Source organism: Microcoleus sp. FACHB-1515, from assembly GCF_014696105.1.
GTDB lineage: Bacteria > Cyanobacteriota > Cyanobacteriia > Elainellales > Elainellaceae > JAAUTJ01.
Window position 1 is genome coordinate 24,376 of sequence record NZ_JACJPO010000012.1, and the last position, 16,561, is coordinate 40,936.

The window sequence follows — 16,561 nt, forward strand, 5'->3', positions numbered from 1 at the left end:
TAAAGAAGCAAAAGCTAATCTCAACAGCATCAGGCGAATTGTCTTGGTTTGACATCTACGATCGCTTGATTCTAGGCGGTTAGCGAGTTTCGTTGTTCTTTTATCAAGGCCCCTACAGCAATGCTCAAATTAAATATGGATAACAATTTTCCCGCTTTTGTTCAACACCTAGAATCAATGTATGAAAGGTTGGGACAGCTTTACAGCAGTGTAGAGGTTGCCGAGCAACCCACTGAGCTATTTCCGAAGGCGCTAAAAGAACTTGGATTTGCCGCTGAAGAATTGCAGGTTGCAACCGAAGAATTGCGGCAGCAAAATGAACAAATCACGCTCAATCTCGCCGATGCAGAACTGCAAGCCCGACAGTATCGATCGCTGTTTGACGATTCACCGCACGCCCAACTGATCACCACTCCTGCGGGCAAAATCGAAGCGGCGAACCATGCGGCCACTCGGCTGTTGCGTGTGTCGCCTGCCTACCTGCTCGATCGCTTGCTGATTCGGTTTATTCCGCTTTCTGGCCGCACTGCCTTTCGCAACTATCTGGCTCGACTGCATCAGTTTCAGCAGCCACAATCCTGGGTCAGCAATGTGCAGCTTCAAACCGGAGAACTGAGCGAACTCGTTTTCACAGGAACGCTGGTTAAAACCGATGACTTGGCCACGATTCGTTGGACATTGCACGAGGCGGCTCCGCTGAGAGCTGCCTTGATGCAGGCCGATTTCAACGGAGGAATGCTTGCAGATGTCCAAGCGCCTCAAAATGCAACCGAACTCGATCGCTATCCAAAATATCGCTATGCCAAAGGCGACCTCATTACGCTGACTCCGCAAACGGTGTGCTTTGTGGTGCGAGGCTTGGTGAAGCTGACAACCTTGACGGCCAACAATGAAGAAGTGCTGCTGGAACTGGCCGGATGCAACACGCCATTTTTGCTCGGATCGGCGCGTCTGCTGACCTATCAGGCGATCGCGCTGACGGATGTGGAAATCATTGGCATTGCGATCGAAGACGCACAAACGCATCTGGCAACGCTGCTGCTGCCCAAGTTTTTCCAGCGGCTAGAGCAAACCGAGGCGATGCTGCATGTAGCCGGACAGCGCCGCACCAAAGACCGACTCTATCATCTGCTGCGACTGCTGGCCGTTGAAGCAGGCGAACCGATCGCTGACGGTCTTCGGATCAGCGTTCGCCTGACGCACGAAGACCTCGCCAACGCCTGCTGCACCACCAGAGTCACGGTGACGCGCTTGCTGGGTGACTTTCAGCGGCAGCAGAAAATTCGCTTTGACCACAAATTTCACATCATTTTGCGATCGAATTTCTGAGTGCGGAAACATGATTCGGCGGGTTTCACAACCCTTCCTGCTCAGCCTGAAGATCGCGAGAAGTGCCAGAATGGAATCGATCGATTCCACTTTCTGCCATGCCCACCTACCCCGGAATTTCCAGCGAAGCGTTTCGCCATCCGCTCGACTATCAAGCTGAACAAGCGTTGCGTAGCGTTCCTGGATTTGATCTGGTCGCCCGCAAGTTTGTCGAACTCACCTACGAGCGACCGCGCTATGTGTTTTTGATGGGCAACAGCATCGAAGTGGGGCCGCGCCAATACGCTTCGATCTATCAGTCTTTTCGCGAATGCGTCCGCTCTCTTGACATCTCGCCAGAACCGACTTTGTTTGTCACCCAGTCACCGCTGGCAAATGCTTATGCGCTGGGGCAAGAGCGGCCTTGCATTGTGTTGAATAGTGGCCTGCTCGATTTGGCGAACGAGGCAGAGTTGCGATCGATCCTCGCTCACGAACTCGGCCACATCAAATGCGGTCACACAACGCTGACGCAGATGGCAACCTGGGCAATCACGCTGGTTTCTGGCTTGAGTACAGCCACGTTTGGACTGAGTACCTTGGTGAGCACCGGATTAATTTTGGCGTTCTACGAATGGCTGCGAAAAGCGGAACTGTCTGCCGATCGCGCCTCGCTGCTCGTCATGGACGACCTCAATCCGATTTTGCGAAACATGATGCTGATGGCCGGAGGCAGCATTCAACATCAGCAGGAACTCAGCTTGGAAGAATTTATTCGCCAGTCGGAGCGCTACCAAAATTTGGATGAAGACGGACTTAACCAGGTCTACAAGTTCTTTCTCTACAACAACTTGTCGCAGAGCGTCTTTTTAACGCATCCGTTTACGGTTGAGCGCGTTCACTTTTTGCGCGAATGGGCGGAGTCTGAAGAGTTTCGCCAAATTCGTCAGGGCAGCTATCGCCGCACCACTGAGGGCGCAGTCAATGTGCCTGCGGAAACACCGGAAACCGAAGCCGATCGCTTGCGTCGCGAACTGGCCGACCTTCAGCGCGAAATCGATCGCCTCAAAAACCGTTCCTAGCGCCGAAACAATCGACGGCGGAAACTGGCGATAAACTGTTGGACTTCCGGAAGCTGCAAGCGCGTCGCGAAGAGGAGAAAAACACCCGCCCCGATCGCGCTGGCAGTGCCCAGTTCGGCGACCTGAATCAGCAAATTGGCCGATCCCAAAAATTGCGTCAAGCCTTGCCAGGTGAACCAGCTTGCGAATCCGGCGGCCACGCTGCCCAAGGCGAGAAAAGCGATCGGAAAGCTCCATTCGCGCCAAGGCAAACCGCCGAGTTTGCGATGTAGCACAATCAGCAGCGCCACCATTGAAATTACGTTGACGCTGACGGTTGCCAGCACGATTCCCGCTGCGCCAAATCGCCACACAAGCAGAAAATCAAACAGTGCATTCAGAAAAATATTGACGACGCTGATCCGAAATGGCGTATCGGCATCTTCTAGCGCATAAAAAACCCGCACCAAAACATCGCGACCCAGATAGAAGAACATGCCGATCGCATACGCCATCAGCACAGAAGCCGTCAGATAAGAAGCATTCGTGTCAAACGCACCGCGTTCATAAACGACACGGGCGATCGGCACAGCCAAGGCAATCATCAAGGCGCTAATCGGCATCATCGTGAATGCGGTTAGCATCAAGCCTTGCCGAATGCGCGTTTTCAGTTCCGGCCAGTTTTCCGGCGCGGTCAGTCGGGCAAAAATTGGCATCAAGGGTACGAGAATGACGTTCGAGACAATGCCCAGCGGCGTTTGCACCAGCAAGCCTGCATAGCCCAACGCAGAAACGGCAGCGGTTGCATCGGGAATGAACGTGATGAAGAATAGATCGGTGGCGACGTTGATTTGCATCATGCCCGACGAGAACACAGCAGGTCCCATAATCTTGATTACCTGCTGCACTTCCGGCTGCCGAAAATTGAAGCGCAGTCGCAAGCCGCCCAAGCCCGATCGCCACTGACTCGGCAACTGCGCCACCCACTGCAAGACGGCTCCTGCCAAAGTAGACCATGCCAAAACTGCGCCGCCCAAAGCCGCATTTTCAGCAGCGGTAATTTGATCGCCCCCCAAATACAGCGCCAATCCGCCCAGCCCAATTAAAGTTGTCACGCTGGAGAGCAAAGGACTAATCGACGGCAGCCAATACTGATCGTCCGCATTCAACGCGCCAAAGCCGATGCCAATCAGTCCGGCAAACACAGCCATTGGCGCCATGATCCGCAACTGCGAAACGGCGATCGATCTGGCGTCTGCCTCCAAGCCCGGAGCCGTCAGGTGCAAAAGCGGATCGGCAAAGACCGCAATTGCGATCGCCACCAGCAGCAAAATTCCGACAACGAGCGTGGTGATCGACTCGACGATCGGTGCGACTTCTGCTTTGTTGCGCTTGGCAAGTACGCTGACGATCGCGCTGTGAAACGGACCGTTGATGCCACCGAGCAAAATCAGCAAAAAGCCAGGAATCACATAGGCGAAGTTGTACGCGCCATACGCCGCTCCGGTTCCAAACGCTGCTGCGATCGCCTGTTGGCGAAACAAGCCAAAAAATTTGCTAATCAGCGTGGCGATCGCGACGATTGCTGCAATGTTAACTAGCGATCGCGTCGGTTTCTTAGAGTCAGACACAAACATTCAGGGCGAATGGGATTCACACTATTTAACCGTGAATCTGGCGGCTTCGCATGAATCGCGCTGCAACAGTTCAGCCAGACTGTCTCTCAGCAAATTCTGAACGGCTGATGTAGCATGATCCCTAACGCTACATTTGCTTCACCACATTTGTCTTGCCCATGTTCAGCGCGTTCTTCATTCTGCTGGTTGGATTAACGCCTTCGTTTTTTTCGCTGTGGATGCTGCGGCGCAGCGACGATCGTACTCAGGCGAGGTTTCGACTCGCCTTGGAATCCGTTTCGATGCGTGACTTACCCGGAGTGCGGCTGCTGCCCGACCAGCAGTATGTAGACGGGTTGGGCTACGTTGTCGGAGATTTCACCTGCCGCTTTAATGCGCGATCGACCTACATCCGCTGTGCGGTCAATCCGTTTGGCCCCTGTCAGGACTGCACGCATTATGAATCGCGGCTTTAAGAGTTGAATCGGCAGATCAGCCTCAATAAATCTCGATCGATGAAAGCGGCTGACCATAACTTTGCAGAAACTTTGTAATTTTGCTCACTCGATTGATCGAAACTTTATATTTAAGGGTCATTGATTTTGCTGACTCAAAAGTTGTTCTTTGAATTGAATCAAAGCTGAAAAAATTGTTCGTTTAAATTGCTACTCAAACTTGCCTTGGCAGTCAACAACGTCATGGCTTTTGTTGGGCAAAGTAGCTTTTAATACTACAACTGCAATATTAAAATCAGTAGTAAGAAAGCAATGGACGAGCAAAAAATGAGGTCCGATGTTTTCCGCAATTTCTGCTTGAATCTACGGATGTTTTTGTTGCAGAATTGCTACCCTACTGCCGCATTCTCATTCGGAGCGATCGAGCCATCAAGCGCTGATAAACCCTCGCATTGCTGGATTAAAGCTTTGATGAAGCAGCGCGATATTCCTACTAAAATTGATACAATTGCGTTCTTAAAGTACTCAATAATCACAAACAGTTTTGGAACCACAGTTCTTCAAAACTGGGAAAACAAACCTAAGCCAATCAAGTCTGCTTTGCTGACATCACCATCTCAATTTGGCTGATCAATTCAGCTACTTAGCGGATCTATCTTCTTGATTGGCAATGCTAGTTTAGAAGCTAAGCAGGCAGCAAGCAATTTTTATGTCTATCGAATATCGGCCTTTTTTCATCCAGCCTGAACTTCGATCGCCACTCGCTCATCCTGCTCAACTCAATTTCTGCTTCTCGCGAATCGTTTGACAAATTCACTACAGGCCAGTGGGTACTGTTTTACTCCCTCATGAAATCGAGTCCTCTAGAGCGTCAATCTGCCACTCCTGAAGTTGGCGTTTTCAACTGCGAAGTTCACCTGAAGTTTCGCCTGCTTGAAGAAAAGGGCGTTTTTATCGATACGCAAACCGCGAGTGGCCGCGAACAACTGCTGGAAATGCTGCTTGATGCGTTTGTTTGTGGAGCAGATGAGTTTCTCGAACCGCTGCATGTCCATGTGGAGGCACAAGAAATCGCAGAGGTTGAAGCCTCACCGCAAATGCGCCGCCAGTTAATTCGCCTCCGCAACTCCAGCGATCTGACCTGACTGCCAAATCGTCAATTTGGAAAGCAGCGATCGCCCTGGAATGGCGATCGCTGCTTTCTGCCTGTTAACTGCTGACTTCAAGGGGATCGATCGCCTTCGATTGAATCAGGCGGCTCGGCAGTAAAGGCATCGGGAATGCCTGCTGCCTTGGAATCGATGCCCATCTCCTGCATTGTCTGCCAGCCCGATCGCCACAGCTTGCGGTCTTTGAGCTGTCGCGCATTCAGCCAAAAACGTACCGTTGGGTCGCAGGCGGCTACCATCTCGGCAAACACCCACTGGCCTTCATTTTTGCGATTGACGACCTGAAAATGTCGCCAGCCCCAAGTTTCTTGCTGAGCTGTCCACCGAGAGCCGACGAGATAAGGAAACTTCTGCTTTTTGGGCATTGACAAAGTTATGTTGCTGTTTTTGCAAAAACAGCGCTAAATTCAATTCACAGTTGTTATCTTGACGATGCCATATTGAAGCGGCGATCGGGTGAGTTGCCAGTTTCGGCTACGACCTGCGTTACGCTCTGATTCGGCATTAGGCTGAAAGTTTCGACTTCCATCCGTTTTTTGGCTTAGAGTAAAGTGCGATCGAGATTAGCCCAACATCTTCATTGCGCTTTACTCTCCTAGAAAAGGCAATCTTCCCCGGCTTTTTCTTTGACAAATCATTGGGAAAAGGCGTGCAATTTTTGTGAGAAAAGCTACAATCGGAGAGATTCCTGCCTATCGCAAGATAGATTAACCCCTTTGGTGCTTCTACCCAATGATGTATTTCGGGGAAGCATTATGTCTCGTCAGCCTCGCGGTAACGTAGCGGCTGGCTGAACTAGAAATCAATCGATTTCTTCAGTATTGTTTGACGTTTGAACTTACCTGAATTAAGGAGCATGAGGAGCGCGGCATGACCCAGGCCAACGACGTACTCGAAACCATTGACCAGTCTGAAGGTGAACTGGAACTCTTAGTAGACGACAGTGAAGATCTTGATGACGTTCAATCCGAGGATGACGAAGAAGACGGCAAAGCTGGCAAGCGGTCTCGTCGCCGCGCCCCTGCCAAGAAAAAACACTATACCGAAGATTCGATTCGGCTCTACCTGCAAGAAATCGGTCGAATTCGCCTGCTGCGAGCTGACGAAGAAATTGAACTCGCCCGCAAGATTGCTGATCTGCTAGAGCTAGAGCGCATCCGCGAGCAACTGATGCTCGATCTCGATCGCGAACCGCAAGATAAAGAATGGGCCAGCGCAGTTGATATGGCGCTGCCCGCTTTTCGTCACCGCTTGCATCTAGGCCGCCGCGCCAAAGACAAAATGGTGCAGTCGAACCTGCGACTCGTGGTGTCGATCGCCAAGAAGTACATGAATCGCGGCTTGTCGTTCCAAGATTTGATTCAAGAAGGCAGCTTGGGCTTGATTCGCGCAGCCGAAAAGTTTGATCACGAAAAGGGCTACAAGTTCTCCACCTACGCCACCTGGTGGATTCGTCAGGCAATTACCCGTGCGATTGCGGATCAGTCACGCACCATTCGCCTTCCGGTTCACCTCTACGAAACCATTTCCCGCATCAAGAAAACCACCAAGCTGCTGTCGCAGGAAATGGGACGTAAGCCGACCGAAGAAGAAATCGCGACGCGCATGGAGATGACGATCGAAAAGCTCCGCTTCATCGCCAAATCCGCTCAGTTGCCAATTTCGCTGGAAACGCCGATCGGCAAAGAAGAAGATTCACGCCTGGGCGACTTCATCGAATCGGATGGTGAAACCCCGGAAGATCAAGTCTCCAAGAATCTGCTGCGTGAAGACCTCGAAAGCGTGTTGGGAACCCTCAGCCCCCGCGAGCGTGATGTGTTGCGCTTGCGCTACGGCCTAGACGATGGACGCATGAAGACGCTAGAAGAAATCGGCCAAATCTTCAACGTCACGCGAGAGCGCATTCGCCAAATAGAGGCCAAGGCGCTGCGTAAACTGCGCCACCCGAATCGCAATAGCGTGTTGAAGGAATACATCCGCTAGAATTCGATCGAATCATTGAAAGCCTGGAAGCTCAATTCACTTCCAGGCTTTTTTGTGGAAAGAGTAGATTTTAGCGGTAGACAATGAGCCGGATTCGTTAGAGTTTACTGCCATTGTGCTGGAGCAAGTGGAAGCAAATGTGATCACCGCAACTTCCGCAACCGAAGCATTACCGCTGTTGAATCGATTCCAGCCTGATCTGCTGCTCAGCGATGCTGGAATGCCCGATCGAGATGGTTATGCGCTGATGCAGCAGGTGCGTTCTTTAGACTCGCTTCCGCAATCGAAAAAACAAATTCCAGCGATCGCACTCACAGCTGATGCAGACGACAGAAACTTTGAAAAGGCGATCGCAGCAGGTTTTCAGCGACACCTTGCCAAGCCTGTTGAGCCAGAAACATTAATCCGAGCGATCGCTGATTCAATTCGGCAACAGTCTCACTGAACGGGACACAACTGCGGAAAGTAGAGGTCATTCATTTCTTTGCCGAGGTCGTGCAGGCGATCGCCTCGTTAGGGCGCAGAGTCCGATCGCATCTTTGTGAAGCGTGAATGATGAATCGAATACATTGTTAATCAATCAGTTTTATCAGATATTCATTAATCAGATTCAACCGAGAGCCGAAGCCCTACGCCAAGCTCAACTAACACTGCTAAAACACCAGAAATATCCAACTCCCCATATTTTGGGCGGCAGGCGCATGCCAGCCCGCTTGTGCATCTGCTGACGACACCCTGAGTTACACCAACACACTAGTCGATTCAACTGTTTATCCCCTGTAGGTTCGCCCCCGCGATCGAAAATTCGCGATAAGTTGAAGGGAAGTGCATTGTGTGCGAACCATGACTTTCGATCGCGATCGCTCCAACCCGCCTGAAATTGGCGGCGGCTTGCCTGTCATCGAATATTGGGCAAAAAAAACGCTTTCACCACAGGGCGCAAAAATTTGGAAAACCCTGCTGCACAAAAGCGCCTGCCTCTCTTGCGCGTGGGGAACGGGTGGACAAAAAGGCGGCTTTGTAGATGAAGACCATCAGGGTTTGCAGCGCTGCGCGAAAAGCGTGGAAGCGATCGCCTCGGAACTTCAGCCCGCGATCGCACCCGAAATTTTCGATCTTTCGATTGCAGAACTTCAAAAGCGAAACTCCCAGGAAGTCAACAATCTTGGACGGCTCAGCCATCCGATGATTTTGCGTTCAGGCAAGCGGCACTACGAGCGAATTTCCTGGCAAGAAGTTTTCGAGATTGTCACGGCGGCATTTCAAAAACCTGCCGAGCGGGTGGCGTCATACAGTTCGGGGCGATCGTCCAACGAAGCCGCATTTCTCTTGCAACTGCTGCTCCGCACATTGGGATCAAATAATCTCGCGGACTGTTCTGACTTGTGCCACGCCGCTTCGACCACCGGACTCAAAACAATGTTCGGATCGGGTACGTCGATGGTCAGTTTGGAAAGTTTGCAACACGCCGATTGCGTTGTGTTGGTTGGCTCGAATGCTCCGGCGAATCATCCGCGCTTGATGAACGAACTGATTAAACTGCGCGATCGCGGCGGCAAAGTGATGATCATCAATCCGCTGATTGAAATCGGGCTAGTGAAATTTGGCTCGCCCGCCTTTCCGATTCGATCGCTCCTTCCCGGTTCTGAAATTGCCTCACTCTACTTGCAGCTTGTTCCCGGCAGCGACACCGCTCTATTTGTTGGCATTCAAAAAGCGTTAATCGAGCAAAATTTAGTCAAGTGGAACTACCTACGCAACGTCACGGAAAACTGGGAAGCCGTTATCAATCAGGCCAAATCCACAGCCTGGACGGAAATTACCGAAACCTGCGGCATTTCTCAGCTTGAAATTGAAGCCGCAGCGCGAATGATCGGACGGGCGCGATCGGTCGTTTTCGCTTGGGCGATGGGAATCACGCAGCACGAAAACGGCGTTGATAACGTTTACAGCATTGCCAACACTGCCTTGCTGACCGGAAATGCGGGCAAGTTGGGCGCGGGGACAATGCCGATTCGCGGCCACTCGAACGTGCAAGGCTTCGGCTCAATGGGCGTGACGATTCATCTCAAAAAGGAAATTCAGCAGGCGATCGAAATCCTTCTGGGTCGCTCGCTCAATCTATCCGGCGGCTACGACACGCGAGCTTTAATTGAAGCTGCCGATCGCAACCAAGTCGATACGCTCTTATGCCTCGGTGGAAATCTCTATGCCGCCAATCCCGACTTAACAGAGGCGAAACGCGCACTCGGCAAAATCAACACGATCGTCTATCTTGCTACCAAGCCGAATCTGGGACACTTTCACGGACTGGCAGCGGAAAATACAATCGTGCTTCCGGTTTTTGCTCGCTTTGAAAATCCACATCGCGTCACAACTGAATCCGGCAATAACTTTGTCCGCCTCAACGATTCTGGAGAGACGCATCTCAAGGACGCTGATTTGATTTCCGAAGTTGAATTTTTGTGTGAACTGGCGGCGCGACTACACGGCAACCATCCGATCGACTGGCGCAAACTGCAAGACACGCGCTATGTCCGTCAACTGATCGCCCGCACGATTCCCGGTTACGAGAAAATCGGTCAGATTGATGAAACAGGTGAAGAATTTACGATCGCCAACCGTGTTTTCACCGAGCCAAAATTCCCAACTTCTTCAGGCAAAGCCAAGATGTTCGCCACGCCACTGCCAACGCTTGATCTTCCCAATCCGGAAGCGTTTGGCATTTCTCGCAACATTCCGCACATTGTTCTCGCCTTGGGAACCGGACGCAGCTACGCGCAGCATAATACTGTTGTTTATCAAGCAGACGATCGCTATCGGGGAATGCCGCATCGCAACTGCATTTTGATGAATCGGGAGGATGTCCGGCAGGCCGGACTGCAAGAGCATCAGCGCGTCACGGTGCAAGCGGATGCAGGCAAACTGGAAGATGTTGAGATTATTTTTGGCGACATTCGATCGGGTGCGGCCTTGATGTTTTATCCGGAAGTCAATTCGATCTTTCGAGCCAAAATCGATCCGCGATCGGGCACACCTGCCTATAAGCGAGTTGCGGCAATTGTGTATGCTCAACGACAGTTTCACTCGTGAATTGAGTCAAATTACCTAAGTCGATCGCGCTCAATTAATTTGCTTTTGCTGCTGTTTAAAGTTCGCTTCAAAAATTGAATAAATTTGTGCTGAAATCTGGCGATCGCATACGGATTTTCGATAGTATCGCTGTAAGGTGGACTAGCGGCAGTGCTTCGGCTACAGTGCTGCACGAACAACAATTCCATCTGATCCTCGAACTGCAATTTTGTTGCACATCGTCGATCGATTTTCCGTAAAACTACCAACTGCCGCTTCAATTTGAGCGCTAGGATGGTAAGTAGCCTTCGTGTGAGGAATACTAGCGCTTGGACTCGTTTTAATCGCTAGCAATACTCTGTCGCAATTATGCGATCGAATCTTGATCAACGAGCCATTTGCGTTCGTTGAAAATCCATTTTCCCTATTGCTGTAATAACGATCGCTCCTCCAGCCTCGACAACTCGTGGAGCGATCGTCGCGCAGCGCTCTTGAACGCTGTCTCACCCCACGCTTAACGTGGGAAGGATTTGATCATGATACCAACCTCAAAGCCCAAAGCAAACGTTTACCCTTGGCAAATTATTCGCCTGCTGCCCAACATGCAGCAGCAAATTACCGCACAGTTTCACCGCCGCAGCGATGCCGATGGCTATTTACGAGCGCTGCAACGTCTAACTCCTTCAGCTAACTACGCGATCGTTTTCACGGCAACAACACCCGTGCCAGAAACACCAGCAAAGGTGGAGGCTGAATAACTTTCAATTCCTTTTCCTTTGGCTCATCGATCGATCCGGCTAAAAATTCAATCTCTGCTTTCAGCAAAAAGCGATCGCTTCTCATTGAGGCGATCGCTTTTTGCATTGAATTATCGACAGTTAATTATCGACATAAGGTGCTAGCTCAATCGCCAGCGGTTCCCTAATTCCTAGTAGCTGTCTTCGCCCGCAACTACGTGACGATCGACTTCTTGGGGCATCAGCGCGATCGCTGCATCGCGAATTGCCTGCCAGTGGCAAAACAATTCGTGTCCGCCGAAGTCGCTGGACTTGTAGCGGTGAATAGCTTGTTCGAGTTCTTGAGTGGTTCTGGGAGTCGGAACGTTACAGGCGGATTCTGACATCGAAGTTACCTCGCTGTTTGCAATCGTTTTGACCTGTTTGCAGCAATTCTAACTGCTGAGTCATCACAGTATGAATCGCTTTGCTCTTGATTGTAATGTTTTTTTGATAAAGAAAGTATCGAGCGATACGAGTAGCAATAGAGTTTTAGTAATCTTAACAAAGGAATGCATTGATCTATTGCTAGGAACAAGACATGATTGCTGAATGAATTTCGCCGTTCTATCTTCAATTTGATTGCGGTTAATCGAACTGGCCTTTTCCAAATCAAAAAAGCGATCCATAAGTCGGTAGACACAATTCAATATCAAACCCTGCGACCTAGAGATGCCCACTGCGTAGGCGGCTTTGGCTGGATCTCGTTTTTAATTGAAGGAAACTACTGAGAATAATTTACTTACAAAGTCAGCAGAGCAAATCAGACCATCGATCGAAAAAACTTACCTTTATTGGCTGATATAAACATAATTTTATAATTAGTTACATTGCCGTGAAATCATTTAGAGAAAATATCAACGCTTCACTCGAAATTAACGCTACTTTATGGGAACTTCAAAGTTGATTGCCTAGAATTTTCAAGAAGCCTGTTGAGTGAACTTAGCGTTGCGATCGCACAGCAGAAGAAAGCACTCTACCATTTCGATCGAGCTTCAATATTTCGTAGCTTGACCTCAAGCAGCATGAATTAGACTTCCGCACCCGACCAAGTTCTAATTCGCATCCTGCACAAAATAATTCCAAATTCGCGATCGAAATCGCTCCTTCATCGAGAACGGAGCGATAAATCATGGAGCCTACCAACGATTAAATTACGCTCACTTGTACTTTTTGGAGGCGTTGCAATGGTTACGTCTATCTCTGCGACTAACATTCGCTCTGAATTGGGCGATTTCAGCAGCATTGTTTGTTTCAAAGCGGTTGTAGTGGGTGTTGAAGAAGCACTCGGAGAAAAAGCTGCGGCGATCGCTTTGATTGCCGCAGGTCGCGCCAGAGGCAAACAGGTTGCCATTCAGCTTGGCCTGGCCGAACGCAATATTTCGCTGGCAGAAATGGCTCCAATTCTCAATTCAGTTTTGGGCAAAGAAGGCACTCGCCTTTGCATCATCGATCGAATTGTTGAAGACGAAATCATCAAAGTTTTTTGTCGTGAAACCATTTGTTCGGCAGGAGAAGAAGAAGGTTCGAGCCGTTGTCTCACCTACACTTTAGGCGCAATTCAAGGCGTCCTTGAGCAACTAACCGGAAAGCGACTGCGCGGCAAGCAAATTGAATCTGTTGTGCGCGGCAGCACACACGATGTTTTGGCTTACGAAGTTCTCGCTTAGTTCTCGCAAACAATTCACCTGCAAACAATTCAACCCATAAGGAAGTCCTGCAATGGCAATTAACACTGAAAAACTCAGCTACATTCTGCAAAACTTCGTCAGCAACACGATGGATATTCAAGGCGCAGCGATCGTCACGCCCGACGGGTTGCCGCTGGCAGCAAATCTTCCCATCGGCATGGACGAAGAGCGCGTTTCTGCGATGTCTGCGGCCATGTTGTCGCTGGGCGAACGCATCGGCAGTGAATTAGTTCGAGGTGCGATCGATCGAATTTTTGTGGAAGGCACAGACGGCTTTGGCGTCCTGACAAGCTGCGGTGAAGATGCAGTCTTTTTGGTGCTGGCAAGCAAAGTTGTGAAGCAGGGAGTTCTAATGCTGGAAATCAAGCGGGCGGTGTCTGAACTCAAGCTGGTTTTGTAGTTGATTTTGGCTGGGGCGATTGGCAAATTGCCCCGCTCAATTCGATCGAGGCGTCATTCGTTTACCGTTTTGTTCAAACTTTGAAGTAACACGCTATGGACATTTTGCGATTTGTGGTTACAGGTACACCCGGAGCCGGAAAAACGAGTTTTGTGCGATCGATGAGTGAGGTTGGCATCGTTGAAACCGATCGCACCGCAACCGATCAAACGGCGCAAATGAAATCAACCACCACTGTCGCGTTTGATTATGGTCGCGTCACCGTTGGATCGGCGTTTCAACTGCATCTTTATGGCACGCCCGGACAGTCTCGCTTCAACTTTATGTGGGACATTTTGATTCAGCGGGCACATGCCTACATTCTGCTGGTGGCGGCGCATCGGCCTGAAGATTTCTCGAAAGCGAGAGACATTATTGATTTCATGAACCAGCAGGTGAAAATCCCGATGGTTGTGGGAATTACGCATCTTGACTGTCCGGAAGCCTGCACCTGTGAAGAAGTCATGCTGCGCTTGGGCTATGCCGATCGCGATCGACCAATGGCGATCGGCGTTGATGCAAATAACAGCACTTCTGCCCATCTTGCCATTCATCTCGCGCTGTTGGCCGTCCTGCTCGATCAGCGGCACCGTCCAATCGCAATGTCTGTCCGTTCGCCCATCCGCTTGTCTGCTCCGGTGTGCCGCCCTCAACCGCTGCCCGTCACCTCGCTCGATCGCTCAATGCATTGAAATGAGACGGGTTTACAGCCGACATCTGATTCCCGACCCCCGCCATCCCACCCGTCATGAGTGCCACCCTCGCCAAGCTTCACTTTCATCGATCGAATTGGGCAATTCCAGCCGAGCAACTGGCGCAACCGCCCGCTTTGCCGCTGCTGCCCGCTCAGTTCACCGGACGCCAAGCGGAAACGCAGCAGGCGATCGCGCTGTGGCAGCGGCTGCGCCCTCGCACTGCGCCGAAAGTGATGGCGATCGTTGGACAGGCGGGCGTCGGCAAGTCCGCGTTTGCTGTGCATCTGGCGCACCAGATTCGATCGCGCTTCACCAACGGGCAAGTCTATTTGAATTTACGCAGCGAGCCGCCGCTTTCGCCTGCGGCGATCGAACAGCAAATCTGTCGTGCGCTCTCGGTTGAGCAGTTGAGCGAGTTAAGCGATCGCCGGATTTTGCTGCTGCTCGATGCGATCGAAACTGCGGCTCAGCTTCAGCCGCTCCTCAAGCTGAGCGAAGACTGTACGATTTTAGTGACCAGCGCTCAGCCGCTCGCAGAAATTGACACGATCGAACTTCAGCCGCTGTCGAGTGCGGATGGAATCGCGCTTTTGCAAGCGATCGCCCCTGCCAAACCCATTTTGGCGGAAGCAAAAACGGCCAAGGCGATCGTGCAGCTTTGTGACAATTTGCCGTTGCCGCTGTGTCTGATCGCGGCCCTGCTGCAACAGCCACAACTGCAACTCGATGACTGTTTGCAACAGCTAATGGAGGAGCGCAAACGCTGTGAGCAAGCGCACTTGAGCTATCCCGCCATTCGCGCCAGCTTCCACTTGAGCTATCGCCGTTTGGATGCGCCCACTGCTCGACTGCTGCGGCGAATTGGCGTGCTGGTCGAACCGACTTTGACCGCAGAAACAGCGGCAGCACTGAGCGATTCGATCGAATCGGCACAGGCAAGTCTGGCTCTGCTGCGGCGAATGCGGCTGCTGGAATGGACGGGGACTGACTATCGCCTGCCAGATCTGCTGCGGCGACTGGTTAAAAGTCAACTGGCGATCGAAGAATCTACAGAAACGCGCCAAGCTCTTCGGCTGCGATTGGCGCAACACTATCAGGAAATGGCCGAAATCTTGAGTTCCTGCTGGGAGGCAAGCCGATCGATTTTTGAGCGCGATCGCTCGAATTTTCTAGCGGCGATCGATTGGGCAATTCAGGCGGAAGCATGGCCGATTGCCATTCCAACGATCGCCAGCTTGACGCCGTTCATGCTCGATCGCGGTGATGCGGCTCGCTGGCTGCAAATGCTGCAAACGGCGATCGCAGCGGCAGCATCCTCGGACGCGCTGCCAGTCGCCCAACTGCACAATCATCTCGGCAACACCTACGCGCATCTTGGCGACTGGGAAAAAGCCAAAGCGCACTATCAGCAAAGCCTGCAACACCTGCAAGATCGGCAAGAACCGATTCGCGAAGCGCAAACGATCGCCAATCTCGGACTGGTCTATCGGCAACAAAACAATCTGGAAGCCGCCGCGATGCAGTGGGCGATCGCGCTCGGACGCTTGCCCGCTGGTTCGGCTGCCGATCGCGCCATGATCCAGTGGATGCAGTCGATCGATGAAGCGCTGTTGCAAAAAGCAGGGTCGCGAGTCGATCGACCTGCTGCCAGCAATTTGCTAGGAGCGATCGGCGGCATCTTCAAGCGGATTATTTCTTAAGCGATCATTTTTTTAAGCAACCATTCGGTAGGGGCAGTTCGCAAGCCGCCCCTACAAGCTTTAAGGTGTATTCACAGCCATTGATCCTCGGACGGATTCAATCAGCCGTCCCTTAGCGTAACCGTCGTGTGTACGTTACCGACACCAAGTTTGGATGATTGGGAACGGGCTGCGGGCTTGTCCAATCGCTGATTTCCGAGAAGCGACAGAGGAACAGTTCGCGCACAATTTGATCGACACCCGGACGCAATCCGGTCACGGTCACTCGCACCATTTCTGGCTTTGCGCCGATCGATTCGGGCTGAGACTTTGCAGATTTTGCCATTTTAGATTTTGCTCCTTTTGAAGAAAAACCCAAAAACCGAGTCACCCAAAACCGAGCCGCGATCGCAGCAGAAGTTAGGATGACTCGGCGGGGTAAAATCCGAAAAGCCTCCTGACTGGCCTGATCAGTTGTGGGGGTTAGCCGCTCGGAATGCTCTGGATCAGCTTCCGGTGCGGCGCAACTCAGTTTTTGAGTTACATGTACCGACACACGCCGTTTCCAACGTGTAATCGAAGAAGATACTCGATCGCCTTTGGGGAGTCAAGCTTTT

General features: G+C 51.4%; 18 protein-coding genes. 14 read left to right on the top strand and 4 right to left on the bottom strand.

Going from position 1 to position 16,561, the window contains the following annotated elements:
* The first annotated feature begins 177 nt into the window (after nt 1-177).
* Both H6F67_RS02700 and H6F67_RS02705 read left to right on the top strand, forming a co-directional pair.
* Entirely contained in the window at nt 178-1,329 is a 1,152-nt protein-coding gene (locus H6F67_RS02700; RefSeq protein ID WP_190763088.1) for a helix-turn-helix domain-containing protein, read from the top strand.
* Between the two features lie 98 nt (nt 1,330-1,427).
* The gene (locus tag H6F67_RS02705; RefSeq protein ID WP_190763212.1) at nt 1,428-2,390 is read left to right on the top strand and encodes a M48 family metallopeptidase; all 963 of its coding nucleotides are present in this window, start codon (nt 1,428-1,430) and stop codon (nt 2,388-2,390) included.
* Here the strand turns inward: H6F67_RS02705 and murJ are convergent.
* Complete coding sequence (gene murJ, locus H6F67_RS02710) at nt 2,387-4,000, bottom strand: murein biosynthesis integral membrane protein MurJ (RefSeq protein ID WP_190763090.1); 1,614 nt, start codon at nt 3,998-4,000, stop codon at nt 2,387-2,389. The genes H6F67_RS02705 and murJ overlap by 4 nt on opposite strands.
* Nucleotides 4,001-4,164: 164 nt before the next feature.
* On the opposite strand from murJ, the gene H6F67_RS02715 reads away from it, so the two are divergent.
* From H6F67_RS02715 to H6F67_RS02725, 3 genes are all read left to right on the top strand, one after another.
* Nucleotides 4,165-4,461: a DUF6464 family protein gene (locus H6F67_RS02715; RefSeq protein WP_190763214.1), complete on the top strand. Its 297-nt coding sequence runs from the start codon at nt 4,165-4,167 to the stop codon at nt 4,459-4,461.
* 291 nt (nt 4,462-4,752) lie between these two features.
* Entirely contained in the window at nt 4,753-5,070 is a 318-nt protein-coding gene (locus H6F67_RS02720) for a hypothetical protein (RefSeq protein ID WP_190763092.1), read from the top strand.
* Nucleotides 5,071-5,288: 218 nt separating this feature from the next.
* Nucleotides 5,289-5,585, top strand: a complete 297-nt coding sequence (locus H6F67_RS02725) for an Npun_R1517 family heterocyst differentiation transcriptional regulator (protein WP_190763094.1) — start codon at nt 5,289-5,291, stop codon at nt 5,583-5,585.
* A gap of 77 nt (nt 5,586-5,662) precedes the next feature.
* Here H6F67_RS02725 and H6F67_RS02730 read toward each other — a convergent pair whose 3' ends face one another.
* On the bottom strand, nt 5,663-5,974 hold the full coding sequence (locus H6F67_RS02730) for a TIGR02450 family Trp-rich protein (protein WP_190763096.1): 312 nt from the start codon (nt 5,972-5,974) through the stop codon (nt 5,663-5,665).
* A gap of 505 nt (nt 5,975-6,479) precedes the next feature.
* Here H6F67_RS02730 and rpoD point away from each other — a divergent pair.
* From rpoD to H6F67_RS02750, 5 genes are all read left to right on the top strand, one after another.
* The gene (rpoD, locus tag H6F67_RS02735) at nt 6,480-7,592 is read left to right on the top strand and encodes an RNA polymerase sigma factor RpoD (RefSeq protein WP_190763098.1); all 1,113 of its coding nucleotides are present in this window, start codon (nt 6,480-6,482) and stop codon (nt 7,590-7,592) included.
* A gap of 67 nt (nt 7,593-7,659) precedes the next feature.
* Entirely contained in the window at nt 7,660-8,037 is a 378-nt protein-coding gene (locus tag H6F67_RS02740; protein WP_190763216.1) for a response regulator, read from the top strand.
* A 103-nt stretch (nt 8,038-8,140) separates the two neighbouring features.
* Nucleotides 8,141-8,320, top strand: coding sequence for a hypothetical protein (locus H6F67_RS28445; RefSeq protein WP_396797533.1), 180 nt, complete (start codon nt 8,141-8,143; stop codon nt 8,318-8,320).
* Between the two features lie 115 nt (nt 8,321-8,435).
* Nucleotides 8,436-10,685 (top strand): FdhF/YdeP family oxidoreductase, encoded by a 2,250-nt coding sequence (locus tag H6F67_RS02745; protein WP_190763100.1) that lies wholly within the window; start codon nt 8,436-8,438, stop codon nt 10,683-10,685.
* A 515-nt stretch (nt 10,686-11,200) separates the two neighbouring features.
* Complete coding sequence (locus tag H6F67_RS02750) at nt 11,201-11,422, top strand: hypothetical protein (RefSeq protein WP_190763102.1); 222 nt, start codon at nt 11,201-11,203, stop codon at nt 11,420-11,422.
* Between the two features lie 170 nt (nt 11,423-11,592).
* On the opposite strand, the gene H6F67_RS02755 is transcribed toward H6F67_RS02750, so the two are convergent.
* Nucleotides 11,593-11,787, bottom strand: a complete 195-nt coding sequence (locus H6F67_RS02755) for a hypothetical protein (RefSeq protein WP_190763104.1) — start codon at nt 11,785-11,787, stop codon at nt 11,593-11,595.
* A gap of 840 nt (nt 11,788-12,627) precedes the next feature.
* Between H6F67_RS02755 and H6F67_RS02760 the strand changes: the two genes are divergently transcribed.
* The 4 genes from H6F67_RS02760 to H6F67_RS02775 all read left to right on the top strand — a co-directional run bounded on the left by H6F67_RS02760 (nt 12,628) and on the right by H6F67_RS02775 (nt 15,965).
* Complete coding sequence (locus H6F67_RS02760; protein ID WP_190763106.1) at nt 12,628-13,110, top strand: hypothetical protein; 483 nt, start codon at nt 12,628-12,630, stop codon at nt 13,108-13,110.
* Between the two features lie 52 nt (nt 13,111-13,162).
* Nucleotides 13,163-13,531: a roadblock/LC7 domain-containing protein gene (locus H6F67_RS02765; protein WP_190763107.1), complete on the top strand. Its 369-nt coding sequence runs from the start codon at nt 13,163-13,165 to the stop codon at nt 13,529-13,531.
* Nucleotides 13,532-13,626: 95 nt separating this feature from the next.
* Nucleotides 13,627-14,262: an ATP/GTP-binding protein gene (locus H6F67_RS02770; protein ID WP_190763109.1), complete on the top strand. Its 636-nt coding sequence runs from the start codon at nt 13,627-13,629 to the stop codon at nt 14,260-14,262.
* 56 nt (nt 14,263-14,318) lie between these two features.
* Nucleotides 14,319-15,965, top strand: coding sequence for a tetratricopeptide repeat protein (locus H6F67_RS02775; protein WP_190763111.1), 1,647 nt, complete (start codon nt 14,319-14,321; stop codon nt 15,963-15,965).
* Between the two features lie 112 nt (nt 15,966-16,077).
* On the opposite strand, the gene H6F67_RS02780 is transcribed toward H6F67_RS02775, so the two are convergent.
* Entirely contained in the window at nt 16,078-16,290 is a 213-nt protein-coding gene (locus H6F67_RS02780; RefSeq protein ID WP_190763114.1) for a hypothetical protein, read from the bottom strand.
* Between the last annotated feature and the right edge of the window lie 271 nt (nt 16,291-16,561).

Bases quoted from the DNA above. Each gene is read 5' to 3' on its own strand.
- H6F67_RS02700 (WP_190763088.1), top strand. From the start codon at position 178: ATGTATGAAAGGTTGGGACAGCTTTACAGCAGTGTAGAGGTTGCCGAG.
- H6F67_RS02705 (WP_190763212.1), top strand. From the start codon at position 1,428: ATGCCCACCTACCCCGGAATTTCCAGCGAAGCGTTTCGCCATCCGCTC.
- H6F67_RS02715 (WP_190763214.1), top strand. From the start codon at position 4,165: ATGTTCAGCGCGTTCTTCATTCTGCTGGTTGGATTAACGCCTTCGTTT.
- H6F67_RS02720 (WP_190763092.1), top strand. From the start codon at position 4,753: ATGGACGAGCAAAAAATGAGGTCCGATGTTTTCCGCAATTTCTGCTTG.
- H6F67_RS02725 (WP_190763094.1), top strand. From the start codon at position 5,289: ATGAAATCGAGTCCTCTAGAGCGTCAATCTGCCACTCCTGAAGTTGGC.
- H6F67_RS02730 (WP_190763096.1), bottom strand. From the start codon at position 5,974: ATGCCCAAAAAGCAGAAGTTTCCTTATCTCGTCGGCTCTCGGTGGACA.
- rpoD (WP_190763098.1), top strand. From the start codon at position 6,480: ATGACCCAGGCCAACGACGTACTCGAAACCATTGACCAGTCTGAAGGT.
- H6F67_RS02745 (WP_190763100.1), top strand. From the start codon at position 8,436: ATGACTTTCGATCGCGATCGCTCCAACCCGCCTGAAATTGGCGGCGGC.
- H6F67_RS02750 (WP_190763102.1), top strand. From the start codon at position 11,201: ATGATACCAACCTCAAAGCCCAAAGCAAACGTTTACCCTTGGCAAATT.
- H6F67_RS02755 (WP_190763104.1), bottom strand. From the start codon at position 11,787: ATGTCAGAATCCGCCTGTAACGTTCCGACTCCCAGAACCACTCAAGAA.
- H6F67_RS02760 (WP_190763106.1), top strand. From the start codon at position 12,628: ATGGTTACGTCTATCTCTGCGACTAACATTCGCTCTGAATTGGGCGAT.
- H6F67_RS02765 (WP_190763107.1), top strand. From the start codon at position 13,163: ATGGCAATTAACACTGAAAAACTCAGCTACATTCTGCAAAACTTCGTC.
- H6F67_RS02770 (WP_190763109.1), top strand. From the start codon at position 13,627: ATGGACATTTTGCGATTTGTGGTTACAGGTACACCCGGAGCCGGAAAA.
- H6F67_RS02775 (WP_190763111.1), top strand. From the start codon at position 14,319: ATGAGTGCCACCCTCGCCAAGCTTCACTTTCATCGATCGAATTGGGCA.
- H6F67_RS02780 (WP_190763114.1), bottom strand. From the start codon at position 16,290: ATGGCAAAATCTGCAAAGTCTCAGCCCGAATCGATCGGCGCAAAGCCA.